Raw genomic sequence first — 24955 nt, forward strand, 5'->3', positions numbered from 1 at the left:
GAAGAGACAGGAAGCACCGTGACAAAGCTCGACCGATTGATCGCCGCGGCACTGCTCGCGCTCGCCTTGCCCGCCACCGTCCATGCCCAATCCGGCAAGGAACTCGTGATCGCCACCACCGGTGGTGCGCAGGAGCAGGAACTGCGCAAGCACTTCTATGAGCCCTTTGAGAAAGCGACCGGGATCAGGGTCCGGCCGGTCTCGGGTGCCGAAGCCCAGACTGTCGCACGCGTCAAGGCGATGGTGACGGCGGGAAGCGTCTCCTGGGATATCTTCCAGGCGGGCGACATCCAGTCCTCTTCGGACGAGTATCGTGCCCTGACCGAAGACCTCGGCAGCTTCTGTGAGCCGCTGAAGGGCAATGACGACCTGTTGCCGGGCGCCTGCAAGCCGACCGGCCTGCTCGCCGCCTATGGCACGACGCTGCTGGTCTACAACGACGCCAAGTTTCCGGGCCGCAAGCCACGCAGCTGGGCGGATTTCTGGAACGTCAAGGATTTCCCGGGGCCGCGGTCGCTGCCGAACTTCAACGATCCGTGGCGCGTCCTCGCCGCCGCCCTTCTGGCAGACGGCGTACCGGTCGACAAACTGTTCCCGCTCGACCTCGACCGGGCCTTCCGGAAGATGGACGAGATCCGTCCGCATGTTGCGCTCTGGTGGAAGACCGGCGACCAGAGCGTCCAGGGCTTTCGCAACGGCGAATACGTCATGGGCATGATCTGGCAGACCCGGGCGTCCGCTCTTCGCGCCGAGAAGCAGCCCTTGGATTGGAGCCAGAACCAGGCCGTGCTGGTCGGCGATCGCTGGGCCCTGATCAAGGGCGCGCCAAACCGCGAGAATGCCCTGCGTTTCCTGAAATTCTACGTCGAGAACATCGAGGGGCAGGCGCGCCGTTGCGAAGCCCAGACCTGCACGCCGACCAGCCGCAAGGCCGCCGCGATGATGAGTGCCGAGGCCCAGAAGGCCCTGCCGCTGGGGCCCGACGTGTTCGGCGGCCTCGTCGTGCCCGATGCGGATTGGATCAACGCCAACAAGACCGCGATGCTCAACCGCTGGAACGCCTGGCTTCAGCAATAAACGGGCGGCTCCACGATGCGCATCTTCGTCTCCAGCCTCTTCCACGAGGGCAACAGCTTCAGCCGGCTGCGGACCGGGCTCGCCAGCTTCGCGATCGTTCGCGGCAAGGCCCTGCTCGAAAAGGTCGCGCAGGGTAGTTCGGGACTCGCTGGTGGCTGCAGGCGGCTTACGGCGAGCGGAGCAGAGATCCTGACCGGAGTTTCGGCGGTCGCGCCGCCCGGCGGGCCTGTCGAGGACGTCGTCTTCCAAGATCTCCTTTCCGAGATCGTCGGTGAGGTCGAGGCGCAGCGGCCGGACGGCGTCTTCCTCGACCTGCACGGCGCCATGATCACGGAAAGTCTCGACGATCCCGAAGGCGTGCTGCTTGCCGCCGTCCGCCAGGTGCTTGGGCCGCGAGGCGTCATCGCCGTCAGCCTGGACCTCCACGCCCATGTTACACCGGCGGTGCTGGAGAGTGCGGACATCGTCGTCGCCTGCAAGGAGAACCCGCATACCGACTACGATCTCGCCGGCGAGCGCGCGGCCGCTCTCCTCGTCGAGACCTTGCAGGGCAAGGTCGCGCCGGTGACGGCCTCGGTCTGGCTGCCCTTCATTTTCGGTGCGCAGATGGAGACCGCGAGAGGCCCGCTCGCTGCGCTACATGCCAGGCGATGCCAGATGATGGCGGCCAATCCGCAGCTGCTCGACATTTCCATCTACAACTGCACCACGCTGGTCGATGTGCCAGACGGGCAGCAATGCATCACGGCCATCGCCGATGGCGACGCGCAGCTGGCCCAGGCGGCTGTGGAGGAACTCGCGGCGCTGTTCTGGACCCAGCGCGACGCCTTCGTCTCCGACTTCATGCCCCTGCATGACGCCTTGTCAGCGGTCACGGCAGGACGCATCGCGCGCCCCGCCATCCTCGGCGATCAGGGCGACCGTGTTCTCGCGGGCACCCCGGGAGACGGCACGGCGATCCTGCATGAACTCGCCACGCGCTGGCCGAACCTCGAGGCCGTCGTCCCGATCACCGACCCCGCCATAGTCCGCATCGCGCAGATGGCGGGAATCGGAGCAGAGATCGAACAGCCGCTCGGCGGTACCCTCTCGTCCGGCATCTGCCCGTTCCGGTCTCGCTGGGTGGTTGCCGGTCTCGGAGACGGCCGCTTCGTCCAAGACGGTCCCTATCTCAGGAACGAGCCAGCGACGCTCGGCGACACGGCGATCCTGCGTTCCGGCAACCTGACGGTGCTCGCCATGAGCCTGCCCGGCTTCACCCAGGACCCAGCGGCTTTCCGCAGCCAGGGCATCGATCTCGCCGACAAGGACATCGTGGTGGTCAAGTCCGGTTACCACTTCAGGATTTCGTTCGAGACGATCGGCCCCTGCCTCGTAGTCGATACGCCCGGCATCTCGAACTACCGGCCGGGGCTTTTGCCCTTCGCGAAGCGGCGGCCGATCCATCCCGAGGACATCATCTCCCGGCCGGCCCTGACCGCCCGAATCTTTGCGAGCGTTGCCGATTAGCGGCGATCGCTTGCGCGTCACTCGACCAACCACAATCCAAAAGGGGACTGACACCATGCGAGCGAGACAACATCCGCGGCCTCTCACCAGAAGGTCGCGCGTGCGGACTCTTTCGATCCTGGCCGGGCAGATCGCACTGTCGGCCGCGCTGGGCACGTCCGTGCTGGCGCAACCAAAGGAGGTCGTCGTCGCGACAACCGGCGGCACCTATGACCGCGCCCTGAAAGAGATCTGGTTCGAGCCTTTCACGAAGGCGACGGGTATCGGCGTCGCGACGGTCGTGGCGACGGATTCCGAGCAGCGTACGCGGGCCCAGGCCATGGCCAACGCCGGCAAGGTGACCTGGGACATCATCAACAATGTCGACATCATCGCCGAGTCGGCCCAGAATCGCAGCTTCTCGCGCGACTTGACCTCGTTCTGCAAAAGCTTCGAAGCGCGAAAGGATCTCGCGGAGAAGACCTGCGGCCCCGCCGGCGTGAAGATCTCCTTCAACGCGACGCTGATGGCTTTCAACACCGAGCGCTTCAAGGACGGGCCCCCCGGAAACTGGGCCGATTTCTGGAACGTCTCGCGCTTTCCCGGCCCCCGGGCGCTACCGAGTTTCAATGACCCCTGGCGTGTCTTCGCCGCGGCGCTGCTGGCCGACGGCGTCCCGGCCGACAAGCTGTTCCCGCTCGATGTGGACCGAGCTCTGAAGAAGCTCGATCAGATCAAGCCGCAGGTCCAGCTCTGGTGGCGGACGGGGGACCAGAGCCAGCAGGGCTTCCGCAACGCCGAATATGTGATGGGAATGATCTGGGGCACACGGGCGGCCGCGCTCAAGGCCGAGAAGCAACCGGTCGCGGTGTCCTATGACGGAGCTTTTCTGCTTGCCGACACGATGCAGATCCTACGCGACGGACCCAACTCGACCGGGGCAGAGGCGCTGCTGAAGTTCTACCTCGACAATCCCGACGTCCAGGCGAAACTGGCCGAGCGTCTGAACGTGACACCGCCCAGCCTCGACGCCGTGGCGAAGATGAGCGATGCCGCGCGGGCCAACATTCCTAACTCGCCGGAGGCCTTCAAGGCGATCGTCAAGCACGATGCTGCCTGGATCGCCGCCAATCAGGCGCGCTTGCTCGAAGCTTGGAACAGCTGGATCCAGAAATAGCGCCATCGGGAGGCCGGCTCGGGGATCCCGAGCCGGCGCGAGCGGGTCGCCTGCATTAGCCCCATTACGGCTTCCTTGCCGCGATTCGACATTCGGTGCGCCGGCCGTGGACAGGCCCGAGGAGATGTTGACGAGCGCTCCGCCGGAGCCACGGCTCGCGGTCGACATGCGCGGGATCGCCTCGCGAATGCAGGTCATGGCGCCGAAGAGATTCACGTCGAAGACCTGCCGGATCGTCGCGTCCGGAACGTCGACGAAACGCTCACGCATGCCGACTAGACCGGCACAGTTTACGAGCCCCTTCAGGCAGCCCAGCTCGGCGTCGCAGCGCGCGAACATGGTCGCGACGGCGGCTGCATCCGCCACGTCGGCCTCGATCGCCTGCGCCTGACCCCCTCGGCGACGATTCCTGCCACCAGGCGTACAGCCGGAGGTGGAAGCCATCTATCCGGCGCATCCGAGGGCCGCAAACCATCGACCAAGCTACGCGCTTTCGCCGATTGCCTTCGTCAAGCTTTTGGCCAGCCACCCTAATGGGACGTGTCGAATCCAATCAACAGGCTCAGATGGGCTGACATTCCCCTTCGTATTGCGCCATGACCGGACACTGGGCCGCTGCCCGGAAGCGGACGTTCCCGACTCTGGGTCGAACGGCAGTTCTTGACCCAACTCGGACCTTGGCCAGGTCCGAGTTGGGCTACCCGGCTCCCGTCGCGAGCCGCGAGGCTGCCTCAACCCCAATCCCATTCTGACTGAGCCAAGCGAGCCCGCAAGGAACGTAGCCAAACGGCGAATCCATTGGTGACGAAAGTATCTCTGATCAGGTCGCGGTCGTCGGGCGTGGCATCGAAGTCAGCGAACCACTCAATAAAAGATTTATTGCCATCTACAATCGGAGTGACCCGCAACGTTGCGATATAGTTCTCCGCATTCACGGGCATTCCGCTCAAAAATTCATAGCTGTAGGAACGCTCACGATCCGAGTGAGCCATCAAAATCTGGCGCATAGTACGGTCCGCCATCTCGACACGTCGAACCGCGCCGATTTGGTCGCCGGCACGCCCATTCTCAATCACGGTGACACTCGGAACGCCGGCCCAATCGTAATCACCGAAGGAACGGATCGTATTCCATACGTTTTCGGCAGGTGCCTCGAAAATGGTGCTGTAGTACGCCCTGGTCATGCATCTGGTCCTTGTTAGGTTTGCATGACCACGAATTTAAAGAACTCGGAGGTTCGCGAACCACCCGATTTCAGCCTGCGACGGTTTCGGCCGGGGCAATTCCCCCGACCGGCGCGGCGCGGGCGACGGACATCGATTAGCCCGCTTCCGACCAGCAGCTGGCGTTGAGCTACCGCCAGGAAGCGGATTTTTGGCGGGACCTTGCTGGCTGCTCGCTTCCAACCCGAAAATGAGCCTTGCGTTGCATTTAATATGTCGGTAATTCTCGACATATGGAAAACGAGCAAGTCATCCTCGCCCTGGCGGCGCTGGCGCAGAGCACTCGCCTCGACGTGTTCCGCCTGCTGGTGAGCGCGGAGCCGGAGGGATTGCCTGCCGGCGAGGTGGCCCGGCGCCTCGCCGTTCCCCACAACACCATGTCGTCCCATCTGAGCATCCTCAGCCGGGCAGGGCTCGTCCGTTCCGAGCGCTTCAGCCGCTCGATCGTCTACCGGGCTGATCTCGACGCGCTTCGATCGGCCATCGCCTTCCTCCTGAAGGATTGCTGCGGTGGCCGCGCTGAGATCTGCGCGCCGCTTCTGGCTGAGCTCACGCCCTGCTGCCCACCGAAGGTCACGACCGATGCCTGATCGCATTCACAACGTGCTGTTCCTCTGCACTCACAACTCCGCTCGGTCGATCATGGCCGAGGCCTTGCTCAACCATCTCGGGGAAGGGCGCTTTCGAGCCTTCTCCGCTGGCAGCGAAGGCGGTCCCGGGCCGAAGCCGATGGCGCTCAAGGTGCTGGATGCCGAAGGCATCCCGAGCGAGGGCCTCTCGTCGAAGACCTGGGATGTCTTCGCGCAGCCCGGCGCGCCCGTCATGGATCTCGTGATCACCCTCTGCGACCAGGCGGCGGGCGAGGCCTGCCCGCATTGGCCGGGGCAACCGATCACGGCGCATTGGGGCATCGAAGACCCGTCCAACGTCCAGGGTAGCGAGATCGAGCGCGAGCGAGCCTTCGTGACGGCGCTGCGCTATCTCAGGAACCGGATCAACGTCCTCTTGTCGCTGCCCGTCGCCAGCCTCGACGAGATGGCGTTGGCTCAGCAGGTTCGGCGGATCGGGGGCCTCGAAGGCGCGAGCGGTCGCCGCCCGGAGGTCGCCTGATGGACGTGATCATCTACCACAACCCTGTCTGCGGGACGTCCCGGAACACGCTCGCGCTGATCCGCAATGCGGGCGTCGAGCCGCATGTCATCGAATACTTGAAGACGCCGCCGAGCCGGACGCTGCTGAAGCAGCTTCTGGAGCGCGCCGGGCTGACCGTCCGGGACATCCTGCGCGAGAAGGGAACGCCCTTCGCCGAACTCAACCTCGGTGACCCGAGCCTTTCCGACGATGCCCTGCTCGATGCGATCGAGGCCCATCCCATCCTGATGAATCGCCCGCTGGTCGTTTCGCCCAAGGGCGTTCGGCTGTGCCGCCCGTCTGAGGCCGTGCTGCCGCTCCTGCCGCCGCAGCTTGGCGAATTCCGCAAGGAGGATGGAGAGCTCGCCGTGGATGCCTCCGGCCGCCCGACTGCTCTCGCCTGAGGTCATCATGTCCACCTTCGAACGCTACCTGACCATCTGGGTCGCGCTGTGCATCGTCGCCGGGATCGCGCTGGGCCATGTCATGCCGGGCGTGTTCCAGGCCATCGGCGCGGCCGAGGTCGCCAAGGTCAATCTGCCCGTCGCAGTCCTGATCTGGCTGATGGTCATCCCCATGCTGCTGAAGATCGACTTCTCAGCGCTCGGACAGGTCAGCAGGCACTGGCGCGGGATCGGCGTCACGCTCTTCATCAACTGGGCGGTGAAGCCCTTCTCGATGGCGGCGCTCGGCTGGTTCTTCATCGCCTGGCTGTTCCGGCCGTGGCTCCCGGCCGACCAGATCAACAGCTACATCGCCGGTCTCATCATCCTGGCGGCCGCGCCCTGCACGGCGATGGTCTTCGTCTGGTCGAGCCTGACGAGGGGCGAGCCGCACTTTACGCTCAGCCAGGTCGCGCTCAACGACGCCATCATGGTCGTCGCCTTCGCGCCGATCGTCGGCCTGTTGCTCGGCCTGTCGGCGATCACCGTGCCGTGGGGAACGCTCGCCCTCTCGGTCGTCCTCTACATCGTCATTCCCGTAATCGTCGCGCAGCTCGTCCGCAGCAGCGTTCTGGCGAAGGGCGGACAGGCCGCGCTCGACAGGCTGCTCCGCCACCTCGGGCCAGTTTCTCTGGTCGCGCTGCTCGCCACGCTCGTCCTGCTCTTCGGCTTCCAGGGCGAGCAGATCCTCGCCCAGCCTATGGTGATCGCTCTGCTGGCGGTGCCGATCCTGATCCAGGTCTATCTGAATGCCGGGTTGGCCTATCTCCTGAATCGGATCGCCGGCGAACAGCATTGCGTCGCGGGGCCGTCCGCCTTGATCGGCGCCTCCAACTTCTTCGAACTCGCCGTCGCCGCCGCGATCAGCCTGTTCGGTTTCAACTCCGGAGCGGCACTCGCCACGGTCGTCGGCGTTCTGATCGAGGTTCCGGTGATGCTCACCGTCGTCTGGATCGTGAACCGATCGAAGGGTTGGTACGAGCGCGGCGACAGCGTGCGAAAGGTTCAGGCAGCCGAGTAATTCGATGATCATCGAAATAGAGCTTGACGGAGCGATCCCGTCCATGCCTACTTATTTCCATGAACGTCGAAGAAGCAGCGAAGCAGCTTGAGGCTCTCGGGAATCCAACCCGGTTGGAGCTCTACCGGACACTCGTCCGGGCGGGTCACGGTGGCCTGCCCGTCAATCAGGTGCAGGAGCGCCTTGGGATCCCGGCCTCGACCTTGTCACACCACCTTCAGCGGCTGATCCGTAACGGCCTCGTCTCGCAGGAGCGTCAAGCCACCACGCTGATCTGCCGTGCTGTCTACCCGGCCATGGATGCCCTCCTCGGCTTCCTCGGCGACGAATGCTGCATCGAAGAGGGTTGCTCTCAAGCGCCGGACAAGGCCGCCTGAGAAGCCCTTTTTATTTGCCACATAATTCCATAATTCTAGAATCAGTGGATAATACAATGACTGAGCTTCCCGTCGCGATCATTGGAGCAGGGCCCGTCGGGCTGGCCGCCGCCGCCAATCTCGTCGAGCGCGGCATCGCAGTGAAGGTGTATGAGGCCGGTCAGGAGGCAGGCGCCAACATCCGTGGATGGGGTCATGTCAGGCTGTTCTCACCTTGGGAGTTCAACATCGCACCGGCCGCACGAGCGTTGCTGGCAAATGTCGGCTGGGAGGAACCTGATGGGCAGGCCTACCCTACCGGAGGCGAGCTCGTGGATCGCTATCTCGCCCCTCTGTCGGTTACTCCGGCGCTCGCTGTCGTGATCGAATATGGCGCGCGCATCACCGCTATCGGGCGCCACGGCATCGACAAGGTGGTCAGCCGAGATCGGAACCAGCGTCCTTTCGTGCTGACCATCGTCGGGAGCGATGGGACAACACGGCGCGACCAGGCGCGAGCGATCATCGATGCATCGGGAACCTGGACATCCCCTAACCCAATCGGCGCAGGCGGACTTGCTGCCGATGGCGAGGAAGCGCTCAAGGATCGCATCGCCTACGGGATACCCGATGTATCGAGCCGCAATCGATCGACCTATGCCGGGCGGGCGACGCTCGTCATCGGTGCGGGCCACTCGGCGGCGAACGTCCTGCTCGATCTCGAAGAGCTTGCGGTCGCCGAGCCCGGCACCAAGGCAATCTGGGCTACGCGCGGACGTGATCTGTCCCGGGTGTTTGGCGGCGGAGCAAATGATCAGCTCGCCGCGCGTGGCGAGCTCGGGCAGCGCCTGCACCGCCTCGTCGCGGAAGGCCGTATCGAACTGATCTCGGGCTTCGGGGCCACCGGAGTTCGTGAGGACGGCGCCCACCTGTTCGTGGACGGAGAGGTCGACGGCGTTGGCCGGACGATTGGACCGGTCGATCGCATCGTAGGCTGCACGGGTCAGCGGCCGGATTTCTCGCTGACCCGGGAGCTACGGGTCGAGTTCGACCCCTGGCTGGAAAGCGCCAAGGCGCTCGGTCCGCTGATCGATCCGAACCTGCATTCCTGCGGCTCGGTGCCGCCACATGGTCACCGCGAGCTGTCGCACCCGGAACCGGGGTTCTACACCGTCGGGATCAAGAGCTATGGGCGGGCGCCGACTTTCCTGATGCTGACCGGCTACGAGCAGGTCCGCTCGATTGCTGCGGCAATTGCCGGCGATCTCGCCGCGGCGGACGATGTGAATCTCGTCCTGCCGGAAACCGGGGTTTGCAAGGCAGCTCCGGCGGGCGACTGCTGCGGCGGCCCGGCTCCTGTCGAAGCAAACGCCTGCTGCGCTGAGGATGCCTTGGCAAAGGCTGGCGGCCAGGCCGGTTGTGGTTGTGGTCCGGTGAAGGAGCCTGAGCCGGCAACGTCCTCCTGCTGCGGCAGAGCCGCGTGACCGAGCGGAGCCGCCTGACGGTCATCTCGGCCCTGGGTGTGGTGCAGATCCTCGCCTGGGGCTCTTCCTACTATCTCTCCGCTGTCCTCGCCGCACCGATCGCCGACGACACCGGCTGGCCGCTGTCGTGGGTCATCGGCGCATTGTCGATCGGGCTTCTGACCGCTGGTGCCATCGCGCCCCTCATTGGTCGTGTCATCGGTGAACGCGGAGGGCGCCCGGTCCTCGCTGCGGCGGCCCTGCTCCTCGCCGCCGGTCAGGTCATCCTTGGCCTGTCCCCAAACCTCCCGATCTTCATCGCAGGCTGGGTGGTGATCGGAGCTGGGATGGCGGCAGGCCTTTACGATGCGGCGTTCTCGACGCTGGGGCGTCTCTATGGCGGAACCGCGCGTTCGGCGATCACGGTCCTGACGCTATGGGGCGGTTTCGCCAGTACCGTTTGCTGGCCACTCTCGGCCTATATGGTCGCCCAGTTCGGCTGGCGTGAGACCTGCTTTGCCTATGCGGCTATCCAGCTTCTCATCTCGCTTCCGCTGGTTCTGACGACGGTGCCGCCGGCCGCAATCGACATTTCCCAATCGGCGAGGACGACCTCCCAGGACATAAAACTCGCGGGCAATGATCGTTCGATGTTCCTGCTGCTTGCCGGCCTCTTGGTCATCGGCGGCGCGATCGGCTCGATCGTCGGCGTGCAACTTCTGACCCTACTCCAGGCACAAGGCATCACACTGGCGGCTGCGGTGGCGTTGGGAGTGCTCGTCGGGCCCGCACAGGTTGGCGGCCGGGTGATCGAGATGGCCGGCAAGGGCAAGCATCACCCTCTCTGGACCATGACCGCCGCACTGGTGCTAGTAGCTCTCGGGCTCGGATTACTCACCTTTGGATTGGGCCCGGTGTCGATGGCAATCCTGCTGTACGGTGCCGGAAACGGCGTGTTTTCGATTGCCAAGGGAATAGTGCCGTTGGCGCTGTTCGGCGCAGATCGCTATGCGCCAATTGTCGGGCGTTTGGCACGGCCAAGTCTCGTAGCCCAAGCACTCGCTCCGGCGGCAAGCGCTTGGATCTTAGAACATGCCGGCGTCACCGGAGCCTACGGCACACTCTTGCTGCTGGCCGCAGCAAATGTGGTGCTATGCCTTGGTCTGTGGGCGAGTTTCCGAGCAAAACGGCCGTAAATCTCATCATCGCCCGTGCTCTTCCAGCTTGCGCCAATTGTCGACGTTGGCGCAAAGCTCCGGAGCGGACGTTCGCATAGTTTGGAACGGTGCTTGAAGGCGCCCTTTTGAACGGGGTATTTCTTGGCTGGTGGCGTGAGACGAAACGCCTTCAGCCGAGCCGTGATTGCTCGCGAAACTGACGCGGCGTGACGCCTGTCATCCGGCGGAAGGCGCGGCTGAAATGCGCCGGATCGGTGTAGCCGGATGAAAAGGCGACGTCGATGATCCTGCAATCGGTGTCGCGCAGCAGCCTGCTCGCATTCTCGTATCTGACGGTGTCGAGGATGTCCGAGTAGGACAGGCCGAGTTGGGCGAGCCTGCGTTGAAGCGTCCGCGCGCTGAGGCCCGCGATCTCGGCGACGTCAGCAAGAGCGGTTGTTCCCTCGTCGAGATAGGCCGGAAGCATCAGCTTGAGAAGATCGACGATGCTGTAGGCGGACGGGCCGTCTTCATTGTCGCGCGGCAGCGCAAACGAGGGGGGCGAACGGTTCGGGAGGCCGAGCAGCTTGGTCGGCACGCTGATCCAAGCGGCATGCTGACCCGACAGAAACCGCACATTCGGCCAGCAGGATCGCGTCGCAGGGCTTGGCCCATAAGACGATTCAAAGCCGATCGCTGCCGGCATCCAGTCGGGCCCTGCGAATTGCCTGATGATGTAGACCGAGAAGATGTTCTGGATCCACTGCGCGTGTTTCAGCTGCAGGAGCCATGGCCCGGTGAGCCTGCTGCAGACCCGCACGTGATCTGCCTCATGTTCGATCCACATGCTCAGAATGGTGTCTTCCCCCGACGCCTCATGGCAGGCGTGCCGGAGCGCGACGAGCAGCGTCGGGGAATGCGCGATCAGGGCCCGCGTTTTTTCCCTCATATGCGAGAAATGCAGGCGCTGGGCGGCGAGGAAGCCGAAATCCTCGATACCCTGGCTTCTCTGTGCGGTCTCGACGAAGCGCAGGGCCGGCAGGAGCGGCAGGTAGAGCTCGCTCTTCTCGGCCAGGGATGATGGCAACCGGGACCTTTCCAGGAGCGTCTCCGTCGGTGCGCCGATATCGTCGAGAATGCTGACGAAAGGCAGCAGGAACTGACCGCGCGTCAAAGGGATATCAGCCATAGGACCTCGCCGCGATCATCGCGTTAACGCTTTCGCAAGGCCGAATCTCGGGAGATTCGCGACTGGCAGGAGAGTGCAGATTAGCCGATTGCGATTGGCGCGAAATGGCAAGACGAGCAGGCTCCCCATGCACGAAATGCTCGCGACGACATGTGCTGGCCGTTTGGCCGCGATCACGGGCCGTAGCGAACCGGAGCGTTCGTGCAGGCGCTGGCAGGGCAGGGGACAGGCAGCAATGTCAGGCGCAACGCCGCGCTATCTCGCTATCGGTTTGATGCCGGCTTGCCTGTGCGGGCCGGCCTGGGCGTCCGACCTCCGACAGCCCGCCGCGCCACCGACGCCTGCCCTCGCGTCGACACCGAGCTTCTCGGTCACGAGCTATGTCTGGGCGACGGCGATCGACGGCAAAAGCGCGACGCTGCCGCCGCTGCCGGCTGCGGATATCAGCCTGCGTTTCCGCGACGTGCTCAAGGAGCTCAACGGCGCGCTGATGGCATCCGCCGAGATGCGCATCGACCGCTGGAGCGTCCTGGTCGACGGGCAGTTCTCGCAGGTGACGACCGGCGGCACTCTGCCCGGACCCTTCTTTTCCGCGCTGAAGCTGCGCTCGCAGACCACGACCCTGCAGGGCTCCGCCTTTTACCGCGTCCATGAGGACTCGGTTTTTGCGCTGGACGTGGGCGGCGGTATCCGGTTCTGGAATCTCGACACCAAGCTCGAAATCCTGCCCGGCCTCGCCAATCTTCGCATCGAACACCGTCAATCGCAGATGTGGGCCGACCCGATCCTCGGCGCCCGCCTCGGAATAAAGCTGGGCGGTCCGTGGAGCCTGACGGTGGCGGGCGACATCGGTGGCTTCGGCGTCGGCTCGCGCCTGACCTGGCAAGGCCTGGGCAGCGTCGACTACGCCTGGAACGAGAACCTGACGCTGAAAGCCGGCTACCGGGCGCTCCATGTCGATTATCGCAGCGGTGGCTTTTCGTATGACGTGACCCAGCACGGGCCCGCCGTCGCCGCAACATACCGGTTCTGACCGGAGCTTCACGCGTTCGCGCCATGTCGAGAGGAATGGGAATGTCGATGACCGGGACTGCGGTGCGAGCCGCACATGTTTCCCTGCTTGCACTGCTCGCGCTCTGCGGGCAGGCCCTGGCGCAGACGGGCGAAGCCCAGCCCAAGGTCACCGATCCGCATTTCAAGATCGCTCCGGGCTATCTGAAGCGATCAGACCTGCCCAACAGCCTGGTCCTGCTCGGGGCGCCGCCCGCTGCGGACTCGGCTGCGCTCGCCCGGGACGAGGAAGCGCGCAAGGCGACAATTCCCTTGCGCAACACCGCGCGCTGGAAGCTCGCTATTACCGATGCCGATCTCGCCTTTCCGCAGGCCGCGGATAACTTCTCCTGCGCGATGGGCGTCCGGATCGACGGCCAGCAGACCCCACGCCTCTACGCGATGATGCAGAAGATGCTGTCGGATTTCGGCCTCTCCACCTATGGCGTGAAGAACAAGTACAACCGGGTCCGCCCCTTCGTGGTCCATAATGAGGCGACCTGCCGAGCGGATCAGGAGGCCATTCTGCGGAACGACGGCTCGTATCCATCCGGCCACACGGCTGCCGGCTGGGGCTGGGCTCTCGTCTTCGCGCAGATCAATCCCGAGCGCGCGGATGCCCTCTTCAAGCGCGGCATCGAATTCGGGCAGAGCCGCGTGATCTGCGACGCGCATTGGCAGAGCGATGTCGATGCCGGGCGGATCATGGGTGCGGCTACCGTCGCGCGGCTGCAGACCAACCCGACCTTCCTCGCCGATCTCAAGGCCGCGAAAGTGGAGGTGAAGGCGGCGAAGGCGAAACGGCTGCCCTCGACCGCCGAATGTGCCGCGGAGGCTGCCGCGCTCTCTGCGCAGTAGCGGGCTCGGAACCGGACATTTCCAGCCGGCGGAGCGTAGCCGACGATCAGCCGAGGCACGGGTGCGGAGCCATTCCGGCCTGTCCGACGAGCACATCGATCAAAGACACCAATGAGGTACCGTTCAATGCGCATGACGTTGGCCTGCAGCCTGAGTTTCATGGTTCTGGCGCCCTGCGTGGCGTCCGCACAGCCGGTTCCGGTGACCGTCGACAACTTCAAGCGAGCCGAGTCCGATTTCTATATGGCCAAAACAGTCGATGCGGGTGCTCTCGGCAAGTTCGTCCATAACCGGACGCCGACGCCGATCGACAAGCAGCCCGTGGTCCGGATGAACCGGGATACGCTCTATTCCCAGGCGGTCTTCGATCTCGACGCCGGCCCGGTGACCATCACCCTTCCAGAGGCCGGCAAGCGCTTCGTCTCGATGCAGGTCATCAGCGAGGACCACTACACCCCGATGGTGGTCTACAAGCCGGGCCGCACGACCCTCACCCGGGATAAGGTCGGCACCCGCTATGTGTTCGTTGCGGTCCGTATCCTCGTCGATCCCAACGACACCAAGGACCTCGCGCAGGTTCACGCCTTGCAGGATGCGCTGAAGGTGCAGCAGAAGTCGGCCGGCAAGTTCGAGGCCCCGAACTGGGATCTGGCTCAGCAGAAGAAGATCCGCGAGGCACTGGAAACGCTCTCCGCGGCGTCAGGCGACTTCAGCAACGCTTTCGGCCCGAAGGGGAAGGTCGATCCGGTCAAGCACCTGCTCGGTACCGCGTCCGGCTGGGGTGGCAACCCCGACAAGGATGCATCCTACCCCTCGGTGACCCCCGCCAAGAACGACGGCAAGACCGTCTACAAGCTCAGGCTCAAGGACGTCCCCGTCGACGCGTTCTGGTCGATCAGCGTCTATAATGACAAGGGCTTCTTCCAGAAGAACGATTACGACGCCTATTCGGTCAACAGCATCACCGGCAAGAAGAGCGCCGACGGTGCGATTGACATCCAGTTCGGCGGCTGCGACGGCAAGATCGGGAACTGCCTGCCGATCACGCAGGGGTGGAATTACACGTTCAGACTCTACCGCCCTCGCGCCGTGTTCCTGAACGGCACGTGGAAACTGCCGGTAGCGCAGCCTGCATCGTAGAAGGCCGCCCGCCTGGCCTGTTCTTCCTCGTCGATGACGCCTTCCGCCATAGCGAGTACATTGAGACCGCGGGGGCCAGGGGTACGGTCGAGAGAATCTCGCTGCGCTCGGTCTCCTCGAGGCATCCGCGCGGCCCGGTTGCGACAATCCCCTTCGGCCAGATCGGGAAGATTCAGAATTTCAGTCGCGAATGGGTCGTCGAGAAGATGCTGTTCCGGGTGGCTTTGGATACCGATGTCGGAGCGGAGCGAAAACTGTTCAAGAAGATCGGGCTGGAGGTCGCAGACGACCCAGAGCTAAACGCCGATCTCATCGAGCCGTTCAAGAGCCAGGGTATTGCCGCTCTCGAGGAAGGCACTCTGGTGATCCGCGGCAAATACAAGGCTCGGGCCGGGCGGCAGTTCCAGATCCGCAAGGCGATCTTGTCCAAGGTGTGGACCACGCTGGCCGAGAACAACATCAAACTGGTCCCCAAGCCTCTTCATGTACCGCAGATGGGGGGATGAGCTTGGTTTCCTGAGGTCGGCACCCACACCAGACTCAAATGAAGGCCCGCTTCCCCACGGACAGGCCTAGGACCGGTGAAATCAACATACCCGAGAGCGGACGTTCCTAATGTCTGCAAGGGACCACAAACGCCGGTCGCTCTTCCGGGGGAGATGCGCCAGTAGCGGACTCTAGCTCTCTGCCCAAAAGCGGTCCTCTTGAACGCGGGCGCGGCACGATCGGAAACGATCTGTCTTGGACGTTCGCGAGCTTGGTCTTAAGCAACCTAGTCGGGAGATTTGCCAGGTCTTGGTGGGAGGCTAAACGGCGCTTTCGGGCAGCTGGGTAAAGGAAGGTTGTCCAAGCCATCGTTGGACACAGGATATCGGGCAAATCGATCTCGATCTTTCAGCATTTCGAAAGCGCGCCGCCATACCCTGATCGACCGTTAGCTTGGCGAGAGGCCGACGCTTGACCACTCAGCGCATGACTCGAGCTTTCCCCGTGGACAGTGCTCTATTGAACGCAGTCCTGGAGCATGTGGACCAAGGAATTCTGATGGTCGATGCCAACGGCTATGTGGCCGTCTGCAATCAGCGCGCGATCGATCTGCTTGGCCTGCCACCCGACCTGATGCGTTCCAATCCATCTTTCGAGGCGGTGAAGAGATGGCAGATGGAACAAGGTGAATTTGGTACTGTCACCGAGGACCTCCTTCGGGCCATCAAATATGAAGGGATACACGTAGAAATCCTGGACTACGATAGGCAGAGACCAGACGGCACGGTGCTGGAAGTTCGAACCAACCGCCTCCCCAACGGCGGAATGGTGCGCACCTTTACTGACATAACCACACGAAAAGCGGCCGAGAACGCGATTCGGGTGAGCGAGGAGCGCCTGCGGCTGGCTTTGCAGGCGAGCAGGATGGCTGCTTGGGAGCTCGATCTCGAGACGCAGTGGGTCGATCGCTCCGAGAATTCCATGGTGCTGCTTGGCATTTCCTCGGGACCGGCAGGCGATTTCATCAATAGGGTCCATCCCGACGACCGAGAAATAGTGACGGCCTTCTGGAGCGCCGTCAGGTCGGAAGGAAGTGGCGCGGCCGAAGTGCGCTACCATTCTCCTGACGGCTCGCAAACGTGGCTTGCTCTCAGGGCCGAGCGAAAGGACGATAATCGACTCATCGGACTGACCTTCGACATCGCAGATCGGAAGGCCGCCGAAGAAGCCATCTGGCGAACCGCCAATCACGACCCTCTGACGGGCTTGGCGAACCGGGCGCTCTTCCAGGCTCGCCTCAACGAGGCGCTGACGAATGCCGGAATCTCTGGGGCCAACGTGGGGCTGTTACTGCTGGATCTCGACGACTTCAAGGATGTCAATGACACGCTTGGCCATGCGGTTGGAGACCTCCTCCTTCAGGAGGCGGCCCTTCGGCTCAGAAGCTTTGTCGGAGAAGGCGATACCGTGGCACGCCTCGGGGGCGACGAGTTTGCCATCATACTCGCCGATATTTCAGCGGGAAGTGAAGCAACTGCCCTTGCTACGGAAATCGTAGACGCTCTCTGTGCTCCCTTCCAGCACGAAGGACGAGCTCTTTCCACAACGGTCAGCATCGGGCTGGCAACCTTCCCTGAGCATCACCGCGATCCGGTCGAACTGATGAAGGACGCCGACATCGCGCTTTATCGCGCGAAGGAGCAGGGACGCAGCCAAGCGGTTGCTTATACCAGTGCCGCCCGCGAGACGATGGAGCATCGCGTGACCATCGCACACGACGTCCGGGAAGGGCTCGCAGCACAGCAGTTCGTTCCCTATTACCAGCCGAAAGTGTCGTTGGTGACAGGCCGGATCGTCGGCTTCGAGGCCCTCGCGCGTTGGAACCACCCGACCAAAGGGCTTCTCACGCCTGATTATTTTGGCTCGATGTTCGCCGAGCAGGCCATTTCGATTGCTCTGGGCGAGCAGATGATCCGCCAGGTTGCGGCCGATGTTCGATCATGGCTGAATCAGGGTCTCGAATGCGGTCGCGTCGCGGTCAATCTGTCTTCCGCCGAGATCTCCGACCCGAGACTCGCCGACAGGATTATCCGCATCCTGGAGGATACACGTGTCTCCTCGGCGCATTTTGAAGTCGAAGTGACGGAAACGGCTTTCCTCGGGCGCAGAACCGCGACGGCGTCCTCCATCCTGAACAAGCTGCACGAGGCCGGCGTCTCCATCGCATTGGATGATTTCGGGACGGGCTTTGCGTCGCTTCTCCATCTGAAGCAGTTCCCCGTGGACCACATCAAGATCGACCAGAGTTTCGTGCGGAACCTGATCAGCGACGACAGCGACGCTGCAATTGTCGCCGCCATCGTAAGTCTCGGTCACGCTATGGGAATGCATACAACTGCGGAGGGGGTCGAAAGCCCCCAACAGGCCGCACGCCTGCGAGAAGCAGGGTGCGATTCTGCTCAGGGCTATTTTTATGCGAAGCCGCTGCGAGGGGAGATGGTGCCGAAGACCATTCAGAGCTGGTTCCCGACAGGCAAGCCAGAGCTTTGAGGGCGGAAGGTGCTTACCTCGGCGCTTAGCGCCATGACCGGACATTGAGTCACTGCCCGGAAGCAGACATTTGAAGCGATTGATCGGTGCATGGGAGCGCCAGGCGAGACGTGGTGAAGACGCCCGCCGTATAGCGAGCGCCCTGATCGTCCAGCGCGGGCCTACATCGCCGGAAGGACGGCGATGTCCCTCGCGGCTGCGCTCAGACCAGCAACCTTGCCCACCGCAGTCGCCTTGCCGGTGGCGAGATCAACCTTGTGCAGGGCGCCGTCGGCGAGCAGCCAGCCAGTGTTGGTCCCGTCGCCCGCTGTCTCGATATCGAAGGCGATCGTTTTCGGCATGACGCCGAGCTTCCCGACCGCGCCGAGAACGCCGTCATTGGGCGGCGCCTGCTTGATCAGGCCGCCGATCTTGCCGTCGATGTCGTAGAGCGCCGTCTCCTTCGTACCCTTGACGGAGTTGGTGTAGGCGCCGGCCACGATCATGGGCACCTCGCCCTTGTGCATGTCGGTCTCGGCGAATTTCAGCTTACCGTCGACCGTGGTCTTGCCGTCATCGACATTGACCCGCAGGTTGGTGCCGTCGGAGCCGATCACGCGGAGCCGGTCGGCGGCCGGATTGAAATCGACCGTGGCCCGGGCGCCGGCAGGGAGCACGGTGTCCATCTTCGACTTCATCGTCGCTTTGCCCGTCTTGTCGATCGTATAGATCGCGCCGTCGACCGCGAGCGCGTAGAGCATGCCGTCGGCCGGTCTGACGTCGATGCCAGCGATCTTGCCGGCAAGGCCGGTGACCTTCATCGACTTGCCGGCCTTGAGGGTCGCGGTATCGACCATGGTGAGCGTGTCGTCGCCGGTGAGAGCCGCGAGCATGGCGGCCTGCGCGGCGATCCCGCTGCCGAGAAACGTTGAAACGACGAGGGCGAAACGGATCGTCTTGGTCATGGTGTCCTCCGGTTCTGTCAGGCGCCGCGGCATGCATATCTGCTGGCGGCGCTCATGCCGGATAGAGCCGAGGCAAGGCATTGGATGCGCTCGAAAAAATAAAGCCGCCGGGGTGCATCCATCGCGGCGCGGGCAGCGTATCCTCCCGTCGTGCCGTCCAATCGGGGCAGCCGAGCTTAGGGATTCCGCATGGCCGTCAATGCCGCGCAATCGCATGGAGCAGGCATCGAGCAGGCGCTGGCAGCCTGCGCCGGCGGCGATAAAAACGCACTCCGGCGCATCTACGATCAGGAATGCCCGCGTATGATCGGTGTGGCGCAGCGCATGCTGAAGCGCCGCGCCCTGGCGGAGGAAGCGGTGCAGGACAGTTTCATCCTGATCTGGCGGCATGCGGGACGCTTCGATCCGCAACGCGGCTCGGGCCTGACCTGGATCTACGCCATCCTGCGCAACCGCTCGCTGTCGATCCTGCGCGACGAGCGGCGCATGGAGATCGACGAAAGCCCGATCGGCCAGGAGGCCGCGAGCGAGGAGGATGATCCCGAGACCGTGATGGCGAAGCTCTCCGATGCCAAGGCCTTGCGCGGCTGTCTGGAGACCTTGCCGGCTCCGCGGCGCGGGATGGTGCTGCTCGCCTTCGTGCAGGGGCTGAGCCATGGCGAGATTGCCGGCAAGCTCGGCATGCCGCTCGGGACGGTGAAATCATGGATCCGCCGTTCGCTGATCGCACTCAAGGAGTGCCTCGGATGACGCCGGAACCGGATCGCGAGATCGTCGCGGGAGAGTATGTGCTGGGCCTGCTCGACGGCGCCGAGAAGGAGGCGTTCGAGAGGCGGATGGCGGGTGATGCGAAGCTGGATGCCGCGGTCGCTCGCTGGCAGGCGCGGCTGACGCCGATCGATGCCACCGCCCGGGCGATCGAGCCATCGACAGGACTCTGGCAGCGCATCGAGAGCGGCCTCGACCAAGCTCCCGCGGGAAGCCAAGCCGCGGCTTCGCAGCCGGCGCGTGGCGCGCGGCTCTCGCAATGGTGGGAGAGCCTTTGGCTTTGGCGCGGGACCGCGTTGGCCGGTCTTGCCGCAGCGCTCCTGCTCGCCTTCGGGCTCGTCGCTGCCCTCGATCGTGCGCGTCGTCAGCCCGTGATGGTCGCGGTTCTGCTGACTGAGACCAATGCCGCCGCGGCCGTTGTGAATACGTTCGCCGACGGGCGCGTCGAATTGCTGCCGCTTCAGGATATCCCCGTGCCGCAGGGCCGTGCGCTGGAAATCTGGACGCTATGGGATCGTGCCACCGGGCCGCGCTCGGTCGGCCTTATCGACAGGGCCCGGGCCGTGCCGCTGCGCTTGGACAACCTGCCGCTCGGGGCCGATCAGCTCTTCGAGATCACGGTGGAACCCGCCGCCGGTTCGCCAACCGGACGCCCGACCGGCCCGATCGTCGCCAAGGGGCTGACTGCGCGACGCCTCTAGAGCAATTCCGCCATTTCCTGAGTCGCGGAATTGCTCTAGGCCTTTGTTTTATCGCATTTTCTTCACGCGAACCGGTATCCACTTCACTCGAAAATGCTCTAGAAGGGTGCGGCGGGGAACGCCGCGCCTCTCAGCGGCCTTGAAGGGCGAGCAGGTTGACGTCGATCGTCCGGGCGCGGAAGCCGGCTTCGCAGTAGCAGAGATAGAATTCCCAGAGCCGGCGAAACGGCTCGTCGAACCCCAACGGCAATATCTCAGCCCAGCTTTCGAGAAAGCGCCGGCGCCACTCCTTCAGGGTCAGGGCGTAGCTGCCGCCGAAGTCGAGCTGCTCGACCACGGCGAGAGCGGCAGCCTCGGCACTGCTCTTGAGCATTGGAACCGATGGCAGGCTGCCTCCGGGGAAGATGTAGCGCTGGATGAAATCGCTGCCCTGCTGGTAGCTCTCGAATAGCGCGTCGTCGATCGTGATCGCCTGCAGGACGACACGGCCGCCGGGCCGCAGCGAGCGGCGAAGCGTCGCGAAATAGGACGGCCAATAGGCGCGGCCGACCGCCTCGATCATCTCGATCGAAACGATGCGGTCGAACAGCCCGGCGATGTCGCGATAATCCTTGAGCTCGATGGTGACGCGTTCGGACAGGCCTGCGGCGGCAACGCGCTGTCGTGCGGCTTCGAGCTGGGCCGGCGACAAGGTGATCGCCGTCACGCGGCAGCCCTCGCGCGCCAGCCGTTCCGCCAGCGCTCCCCAGCCGCAGCCGATCTCCAGAACATGCTCGCCGCCCGAAAGGTCGAGCATGGCGACGATCCGGTCCATCCGGCGCTGCTGAGCGGCCTCTAGCGTCTCGGTCGGTGTTTCATAGAGTGCCGAGGAATACATCATGCTGGCGTCGAGCCAGCGGCCATAGAAGTCGTTCCCGAGATCGTAATGCGCCGTGATGTTGCGGCGGCTGCCGCGACGCGTATTGGCGTTGAGAACATGCCGCAGGCGGTTCAGCAGACGCGCCGGCCAGGCGCCTGAGAGCAGCTTGCGCAGGGTCGCATCGTTGCGCGCGCCGAGTTCGATCAATGCGGTGAGATCCGGCGTATGGAGGTCGCCGTCGCGATAGGCTTCGGCCAGCCCGATGTCGCCGTCGATCAGCAGGCGGCGCATCGCCCGCCAGTTGACGAGGATCATCGTCGCCTGCGGCCCGGGCGAGGCTTGAGCACTGCAATGGCGCTCGCCATCCGGTGTGAACACCGTCAGACGGCCGATCTTGATGTGGGACAGCAGCCGGCGCAGGAACCAGCGCGACAGGCCGACGCCGCGCGGCAGCGCCAGCGGCTGTTCGACCGTCCGAAGATGCTGTTCAGTCTCGGGCTGGCTCATGGCTGCATCGATTCTTTCGCGTGAGGCGTCGCGGCGCTGCCAAGAGTGAAGGGTCGCTCCGGCGCGGCCGGATGAGGTCGCCAGGGAATCCGCTTCGCCAGCAGCCGCAGCGCGTGCCAGTGGATGGCGGCGGTGACCTTCAGCGTGAGCAGCGGATGCGTCGCGAGCAGCCGCAGCAGGGCCGCATCGCTGAGCTCCGTTCGCTTACCGCTCAGCACGGCCGTGATCAGGCGGCCCTCGGCGTCATGGCCGTCTATGGCGACGGAAATGCGCTGCCCGGGAGGAGTGACCGCGAAGGCGTAGCGCATGTCGAGGTTCATGAACGGCGAGACGTGGAAGACCTTGTCGGCCTCCTGCCGAAGCGCGCCTCCTGCGGAATCGGCGGGCGCGACGTAGCTGTGGATCTCGCCGAAGGTGTTGTGCACTTCGTAGACGGTGGCGCAGAGGCTGCCGTCGCGGCGATAGCAGAAATAGGTGCTGAGCGGGTTGAACGCGTAGCCGAGGATACGCGGCATGGTCAGCAGCCGGATCGGGCCGCCATCATGCGCGATGCCGGCATTCGCCAGGGCGGCCTCGATCTGCGGCCGCAGGGGCTGGCCGCTGCGATCCCCGTAATCCGCGTCGCGAAATGCGTAGAGATTGAAACGATTGCGCGAGAACAGCGCGAGCTTCGCGGCCAGTCGATCGATCTCGTCGAGATCGAGGAGCATCCAGAAGACGCGATAGGCCAGCGCATGGGGGCGGGGCCGGAACCGATGATGCCTGACACGGCCGACATAGAGGGCGGATTGCCAGTTCATGCGGCTTGCTCCAGCCGAGGCCCGATTGGAATGCGCCCGGACTCATTGCGAACCCGCCAGGGCCGGCGAACGCCGCCGAGTTCCTCGGCCACTGCGAGCCCGGCCTGCAGGCCGTCCTCATGGAAGCCCGATCCGAGATAGGCACCGCAAAACCAGCTTCGACGCGTGCCCTGAAGCCACCAGAGGCGCTGTTGCGCGTCGAGAGCCGCCGCGTCGAAGAGCGGATGATCATAGATATCCTCATGGAGGACTGTGTCCGCACGCAGCGTGTCCGGCGGGTTGAGCGTGACGAAGAGAGGCGGCTCGTTCGGCAAGCCTTGCAGCCGGTTCATCCAGTAGGTGACCGCGCAGGCGGCGTCCGGCCGGGCGCGGTCGCCGATATGGTTCCAGCTCGCCCAAGCGCGGCGTCGCTTCGGCATCAGCGCTTCATCGCCATGCAGCACGGCGCGGTTGCGGCTATAGCGGAACGCGCCGAGCGTTTCGACCTCGGCCTGGTCGGGATCGGCCAGCATGGCAAGCGTCTGGTCGGCATGGGAGGCGAAGACGACCTGGTCGAAGGTCTCGTTCCAACCGTCGCCCGTCAGAACGACATCGTTGGTTCCGCGCCGAACCTGCCTCACCGGCGAGCCGAGCCTCACTTCTCCCGAAAAGGCGGTGCGCAGCTTCTGCACATAGACGCCGCTACCGCCGGTGACGGTGCGCCAGATCGGCCGGCCGGCGAGCTGGAGCAATCCATGATTGTGATGGAAGCGCAGGAAGGCGGCGGCAGGATAGGACAGGATTTCCGAACAGGGGGCCGACCAGATCGCTGCCGCCATTGGCAGGAGGTGGTCGTCCCGGAAGGCGGCCCCATAACCGCCGGCAGCGAGATAGTCGCCGAGTGAAATATCGGCCGCACCGCCCGCCAGCGTGTCCCTGGATGCGTTCCGGTAGAAGCGGGTGATATCCTGCAGCATCGCCCAGAAGCGCGGGCGCACCAGATTGCTGCGCTGGGCGAACAACCCGGCGACGCTGGTGCCGCTATATTCGAGCCGGCCGCCATCGAGCGACACAGCGAAGGACATCTCGGTCGGCTGCGTGGCGACGCGAAGATGCTCCATCAGCGCGATGAAATTCGGATAGGTCGCCTCGTTGTAGACGATGAAGCCGGTATCGACCGCCGTCTCGCCGCCGGCACCCGCAATGCGAACCGTGTTGGCGTGACCGCCGAGGCGAGGAGCAGCCTCGAACAGCACGACGTCATGCGCTTGCCCCAGCAGCCACGCTGCCGAAAGGCCGGATATGCCGGCACCGATCACGGCGACCCTCATCGCCTTTCCTTGTGCCCGCTCCATCGTCGCGTTTGCGCTTTTCATGACGGGTATACGCGGCATGGTCCGGACTGGATTTGCCGCGGCGCGACCAAAAACGCTCGGGGCCTGTGACCCGCCGTCGGGCTTCCTGCGTAAGCGAGGAAAGGCCGGGAGATTCCGCGAGGGCTGGACGATGTCGATGAATCGACTGAAGCGGGTAGTCGCCGCAATCGGCGCCTATGCAGCGCATCCCGATCCGCGGGCGGCGATCGCCAACACCGTCGCGCTCGTGATCGTCTCGAACCAGCCGTTCTATCCGCTCTATCTTTACTGGGCGGTCTCGTCCGTCATCGCGCCGTCCTATGTCACTTTCCTGTCCACGCCGTTCTTCGCGGCCGTGCCGGCCGCCATGCGGCGCAATACCGTGCTCGGGCGAGCGCTGCTCCTCGCCGCCGGCATCGGCAATACGTTGCTCTGCCGGGCCGCCTTTGGCCCAGGCTCAGGGGTCGAGGTCTTCCTGTTTCCCTGCCTCATGCTGGCGCTGATGCTGTTTCGCCGCGCGGAGCGCCTCTTCGCTCTCGGCTTCGCGGCGCTCGCCTTCATCGCCTATCTGCTGCCGGCAACGCTGCTCGGCGCGCCGGCGCATCTTTACGCGCCCGGCGAATACGCCGCCTTGCAGCGCCTGAACTTTCTGAGCGCGGCGTCCCTGACCGCGCTGATCGGATGGCTCTTCACCGCGCACCTCCACACGATTTCGCGTGCCGATGAAACCGACGACGGCCGTGGAGCGTAGAGGTCGAGACATTGGCTGAAAGGGCATCGTCATGAAGCGTCTTCTGCTCGCTCTCGCTCTGGCTTCTTTTTCAGCCGCGAGCGCGGCTGCCGCTGGCCTCGACGGGACATGGCTGCGCGATGACGGCAATGCGCGTGTGCGCATCGCCCCGTGCGGCGACAAGATCTGCGCCACCAATCTCTGGATCGGCGACACCAGCAAGGGCGAGGCGGCCGGCGACAAGCTGGTCATGACGCTGGCCCGCCAGCCCGACGGGACGTTCTCGGGCAACGCCTACGACCCCAAGCGCGACTGGACCTACGCGATGACGATCACAGTGACGCCGGGTACGCTCACCACGCGCGGTTGCATCGTCGGGCGCCTGATCTGCCGCGACGTGAACTGGAAGGCCGCCGAGTGATGGCGGGTGACCTCGTCCCGGTGATCCGGAGCGGTTCGGGCCGCGTATCTCATACATGGTCCCCGCTCTCGCCTTGACTGTC

General features: G+C 64.3%; 25 protein-coding genes and 1 pseudogene. 19 read left to right on the forward strand and 7 right to left on the reverse strand.

The window, feature by feature from the left end:
• The first annotated feature begins 18 nt into the window (after nt 1-18).
• The 3 genes from ASE61_RS24655 to ASE61_RS24665 all read left to right on the forward strand — a co-directional run bounded on the left by ASE61_RS24655 (nt 19) and on the right by ASE61_RS24665 (nt 3742).
• Nucleotides 19-1077 carry an ABC transporter substrate-binding protein gene (locus tag ASE61_RS24655; protein ID WP_061971458.1) on the forward strand — a complete coding sequence of 353 codons (1059 nt, stop codon included), beginning with the start codon at nt 19-21 and terminating at the stop codon, nt 1075-1077.
• A gap of 15 nt (nt 1078-1092) precedes the next feature.
• The gene (locus ASE61_RS24660; protein WP_061971460.1) at nt 1093-2586 is read left to right on the forward strand and encodes a M81 family metallopeptidase; all 1494 of its coding nucleotides are present in this window, start codon (nt 1093-1095) and stop codon (nt 2584-2586) included.
• A gap of 100 nt (nt 2587-2686) precedes the next feature.
• Nucleotides 2687-3742 (forward strand): ABC transporter substrate-binding protein, encoded by a 1056-nt coding sequence (locus ASE61_RS24665; RefSeq protein WP_061971461.1) that lies wholly within the window; start codon nt 2687-2689, stop codon nt 3740-3742.
• 93 nt (nt 3743-3835) lie between these two features.
• On the opposite strand, the pseudogene ASE61_RS27635 reads toward ASE61_RS24665, so the two are convergent.
• Nucleotides 3836-4186: pseudogene (locus tag ASE61_RS27635) on the reverse strand (SDR family NAD(P)-dependent oxidoreductase); the annotation flags it as partial.
• 287 nt (nt 4187-4473) lie between these two features.
• On the reverse strand, nt 4474-4926 hold the full coding sequence (locus ASE61_RS24675) for an SRPBCC family protein (RefSeq protein ID WP_061971465.1): 453 nt from the start codon (nt 4924-4926) through the stop codon (nt 4474-4476).
• 272 nt (nt 4927-5198) lie between these two features.
• Here ASE61_RS24675 and ASE61_RS24680 point away from each other — a divergent pair, with 272 nt between their 5' ends.
• The 7 genes from ASE61_RS24680 to ASE61_RS24710 are packed head-to-tail and all read left to right on the forward strand — an operon-like array spanning nt 5199 to nt 10575.
• On the forward strand, nt 5199-5555 hold the full coding sequence (locus ASE61_RS24680; protein WP_061971467.1) for an ArsR/SmtB family transcription factor: 357 nt from the start codon (nt 5199-5201) through the stop codon (nt 5553-5555).
• The gene (locus ASE61_RS24685) at nt 5548-6075 is read left to right on the forward strand and encodes an arsenate reductase ArsC (RefSeq protein WP_061971468.1); all 528 of its coding nucleotides are present in this window, start codon (nt 5548-5550) and stop codon (nt 6073-6075) included. Before ASE61_RS24680 ends, ASE61_RS24685 begins: the two co-directional genes overlap by 8 nt.
• The gene (arsC, locus tag ASE61_RS24690; protein ID WP_061971470.1) at nt 6075-6500 is read left to right on the forward strand and encodes an arsenate reductase (glutaredoxin); all 426 of its coding nucleotides are present in this window, start codon (nt 6075-6077) and stop codon (nt 6498-6500) included. Before ASE61_RS24685 ends, arsC begins: the two co-directional genes overlap by 1 nt.
• A 7-nt stretch (nt 6501-6507) precedes the next feature.
• Nucleotides 6508-7560 (forward strand): ACR3 family arsenite efflux transporter, encoded by a 1053-nt coding sequence (gene arsB, locus ASE61_RS24695; RefSeq protein WP_061971586.1) that lies wholly within the window; start codon nt 6508-6510, stop codon nt 7558-7560.
• A gap of 59 nt (nt 7561-7619) precedes the next feature.
• Nucleotides 7620-7937: an ArsR/SmtB family transcription factor gene (locus ASE61_RS24700; RefSeq protein WP_061971472.1), complete on the forward strand. Its 318-nt coding sequence runs from the start codon at nt 7620-7622 to the stop codon at nt 7935-7937.
• Nucleotides 7938-7993: 56 nt separating this feature from the next.
• Complete coding sequence (locus tag ASE61_RS24705; protein ID WP_061971474.1) at nt 7994-9400, forward strand: FAD-dependent oxidoreductase; 1407 nt, start codon at nt 7994-7996, stop codon at nt 9398-9400.
• Nucleotides 9397-10575, forward strand: a complete 1179-nt coding sequence (locus ASE61_RS24710; RefSeq protein ID WP_061971476.1) for an MFS transporter — start codon at nt 9397-9399, stop codon at nt 10573-10575. Before ASE61_RS24705 ends, ASE61_RS24710 begins: the two co-directional genes overlap by 4 nt.
• 151 nt (nt 10576-10726) lie before the next feature.
• Here ASE61_RS24710 and ASE61_RS24715 read toward each other — a convergent pair whose 3' ends face one another.
• Nucleotides 10727-11725: a helix-turn-helix transcriptional regulator gene (locus ASE61_RS24715; RefSeq protein ID WP_082617720.1), complete on the reverse strand. Its 999-nt coding sequence runs from the start codon at nt 11723-11725 to the stop codon at nt 10727-10729.
• Nucleotides 11726-11819: 94 nt separating this feature from the next.
• Between ASE61_RS24715 and ASE61_RS24720 the strand changes: the two genes are divergently transcribed.
• The 5 genes from ASE61_RS24720 to ASE61_RS24740 all read left to right on the forward strand — a co-directional run bounded on the left by ASE61_RS24720 (nt 11820) and on the right by ASE61_RS24740 (nt 17809).
• Nucleotides 11820-12758 (forward strand): outer membrane protein, encoded by a 939-nt coding sequence (locus tag ASE61_RS24720; RefSeq protein WP_156407220.1) that lies wholly within the window; start codon nt 11820-11822, stop codon nt 12756-12758.
• Between the two features lie 41 nt (nt 12759-12799).
• Nucleotides 12800-13633 carry an acid phosphatase gene (locus tag ASE61_RS24725; protein ID WP_244493011.1) on the forward strand — a complete coding sequence of 278 codons (834 nt, stop codon included), beginning with the start codon at nt 12800-12802 and terminating at the stop codon, nt 13631-13633.
• 243 nt (nt 13634-13876) lie between these two features.
• Nucleotides 13877-14773, forward strand: a complete 897-nt coding sequence (locus ASE61_RS24730; protein WP_320409893.1) for a DUF1254 domain-containing protein — start codon at nt 13877-13879, stop codon at nt 14771-14773.
• Nucleotides 14740-15279 carry a mechanosensitive ion channel family protein gene (locus ASE61_RS24735; RefSeq protein WP_061971480.1) on the forward strand — a complete coding sequence of 180 codons (540 nt, stop codon included), beginning with the start codon at nt 14740-14742 and terminating at the stop codon, nt 15277-15279. The genes ASE61_RS24730 and ASE61_RS24735 overlap by 34 nt, the downstream gene beginning before the upstream one ends.
• Before the next feature lie 466 nt (nt 15280-15745).
• Entirely contained in the window at nt 15746-17809 is a 2064-nt protein-coding gene (locus ASE61_RS24740) for a putative bifunctional diguanylate cyclase/phosphodiesterase (protein WP_061971482.1), read from the forward strand.
• Between the two features lie 161 nt (nt 17810-17970).
• On the opposite strand, the gene ASE61_RS24745 is transcribed toward ASE61_RS24740, so the two are convergent.
• Nucleotides 17971-18753: a DUF4394 domain-containing protein gene (locus tag ASE61_RS24745; protein WP_061971592.1), complete on the reverse strand. Its 783-nt coding sequence runs from the start codon at nt 18751-18753 to the stop codon at nt 17971-17973.
• 189 nt (nt 18754-18942) lie between these two features.
• Between ASE61_RS24745 and ASE61_RS24750 the strand changes: the two genes are divergently transcribed.
• Together ASE61_RS24750 and ASE61_RS24755 are read left to right on the forward strand one after the other, a co-directional pair.
• The gene (locus ASE61_RS24750; protein WP_061971484.1) at nt 18943-19503 is read left to right on the forward strand and encodes a sigma-70 family RNA polymerase sigma factor; all 561 of its coding nucleotides are present in this window, start codon (nt 18943-18945) and stop codon (nt 19501-19503) included.
• Nucleotides 19500-20222 carry an anti-sigma factor domain-containing protein gene (locus ASE61_RS24755; RefSeq protein WP_061971486.1) on the forward strand — a complete coding sequence of 241 codons (723 nt, stop codon included), beginning with the start codon at nt 19500-19502 and terminating at the stop codon, nt 20220-20222. The genes ASE61_RS24750 and ASE61_RS24755 overlap by 4 nt, the downstream gene beginning before the upstream one ends.
• Before the next feature lie 130 nt (nt 20223-20352).
• Here the strand turns inward: ASE61_RS24755 and ASE61_RS24760 are convergent, their stop codons facing one another.
• The 3 genes from ASE61_RS24760 to ASE61_RS24770 are packed head-to-tail and all read right to left on the reverse strand — an operon-like array spanning nt 20353 to nt 23698.
• Complete coding sequence (locus tag ASE61_RS24760; RefSeq protein WP_082617722.1) at nt 20353-21588, reverse strand: SAM-dependent methyltransferase; 1236 nt, start codon at nt 21586-21588, stop codon at nt 20353-20355.
• Nucleotides 21585-22388 carry a DUF1365 domain-containing protein gene (locus tag ASE61_RS24765; RefSeq protein ID WP_061971488.1) on the reverse strand — a complete coding sequence of 268 codons (804 nt, stop codon included), beginning with the start codon at nt 22386-22388 and terminating at the stop codon, nt 21585-21587. The genes ASE61_RS24760 and ASE61_RS24765 overlap by 4 nt, the downstream gene beginning before the upstream one ends.
• The gene (locus ASE61_RS24770) at nt 22385-23698 is read right to left on the reverse strand and encodes an NAD(P)/FAD-dependent oxidoreductase (protein ID WP_244493012.1); all 1314 of its coding nucleotides are present in this window, start codon (nt 23696-23698) and stop codon (nt 22385-22387) included. The genes ASE61_RS24765 and ASE61_RS24770 overlap by 4 nt, the downstream gene beginning before the upstream one ends.
• Before the next feature lie 181 nt (nt 23699-23879).
• On the opposite strand from ASE61_RS24770, the gene ASE61_RS24775 reads away from it, so the two are divergent.
• Nucleotides 23880-24473 carry a hypothetical protein gene (locus ASE61_RS24775; protein ID WP_061971596.1) on the forward strand — a complete coding sequence of 198 codons (594 nt, stop codon included), beginning with the start codon at nt 23880-23882 and terminating at the stop codon, nt 24471-24473.
• A 31-nt stretch (nt 24474-24504) separates the two neighbouring features.
• The gene (locus tag ASE61_RS24780) at nt 24505-24873 is read left to right on the forward strand and encodes a DUF2147 domain-containing protein (protein ID WP_061971492.1); all 369 of its coding nucleotides are present in this window, start codon (nt 24505-24507) and stop codon (nt 24871-24873) included.
• Nucleotides 24874-24955 lie beyond the last annotated feature (82 nt).

The organism is Allobosea sp. Root670, assembly GCF_001429415.1.
GTDB lineage: Bacteria > Pseudomonadota > Alphaproteobacteria > Rhizobiales > Beijerinckiaceae > Allobosea > Allobosea robiniae.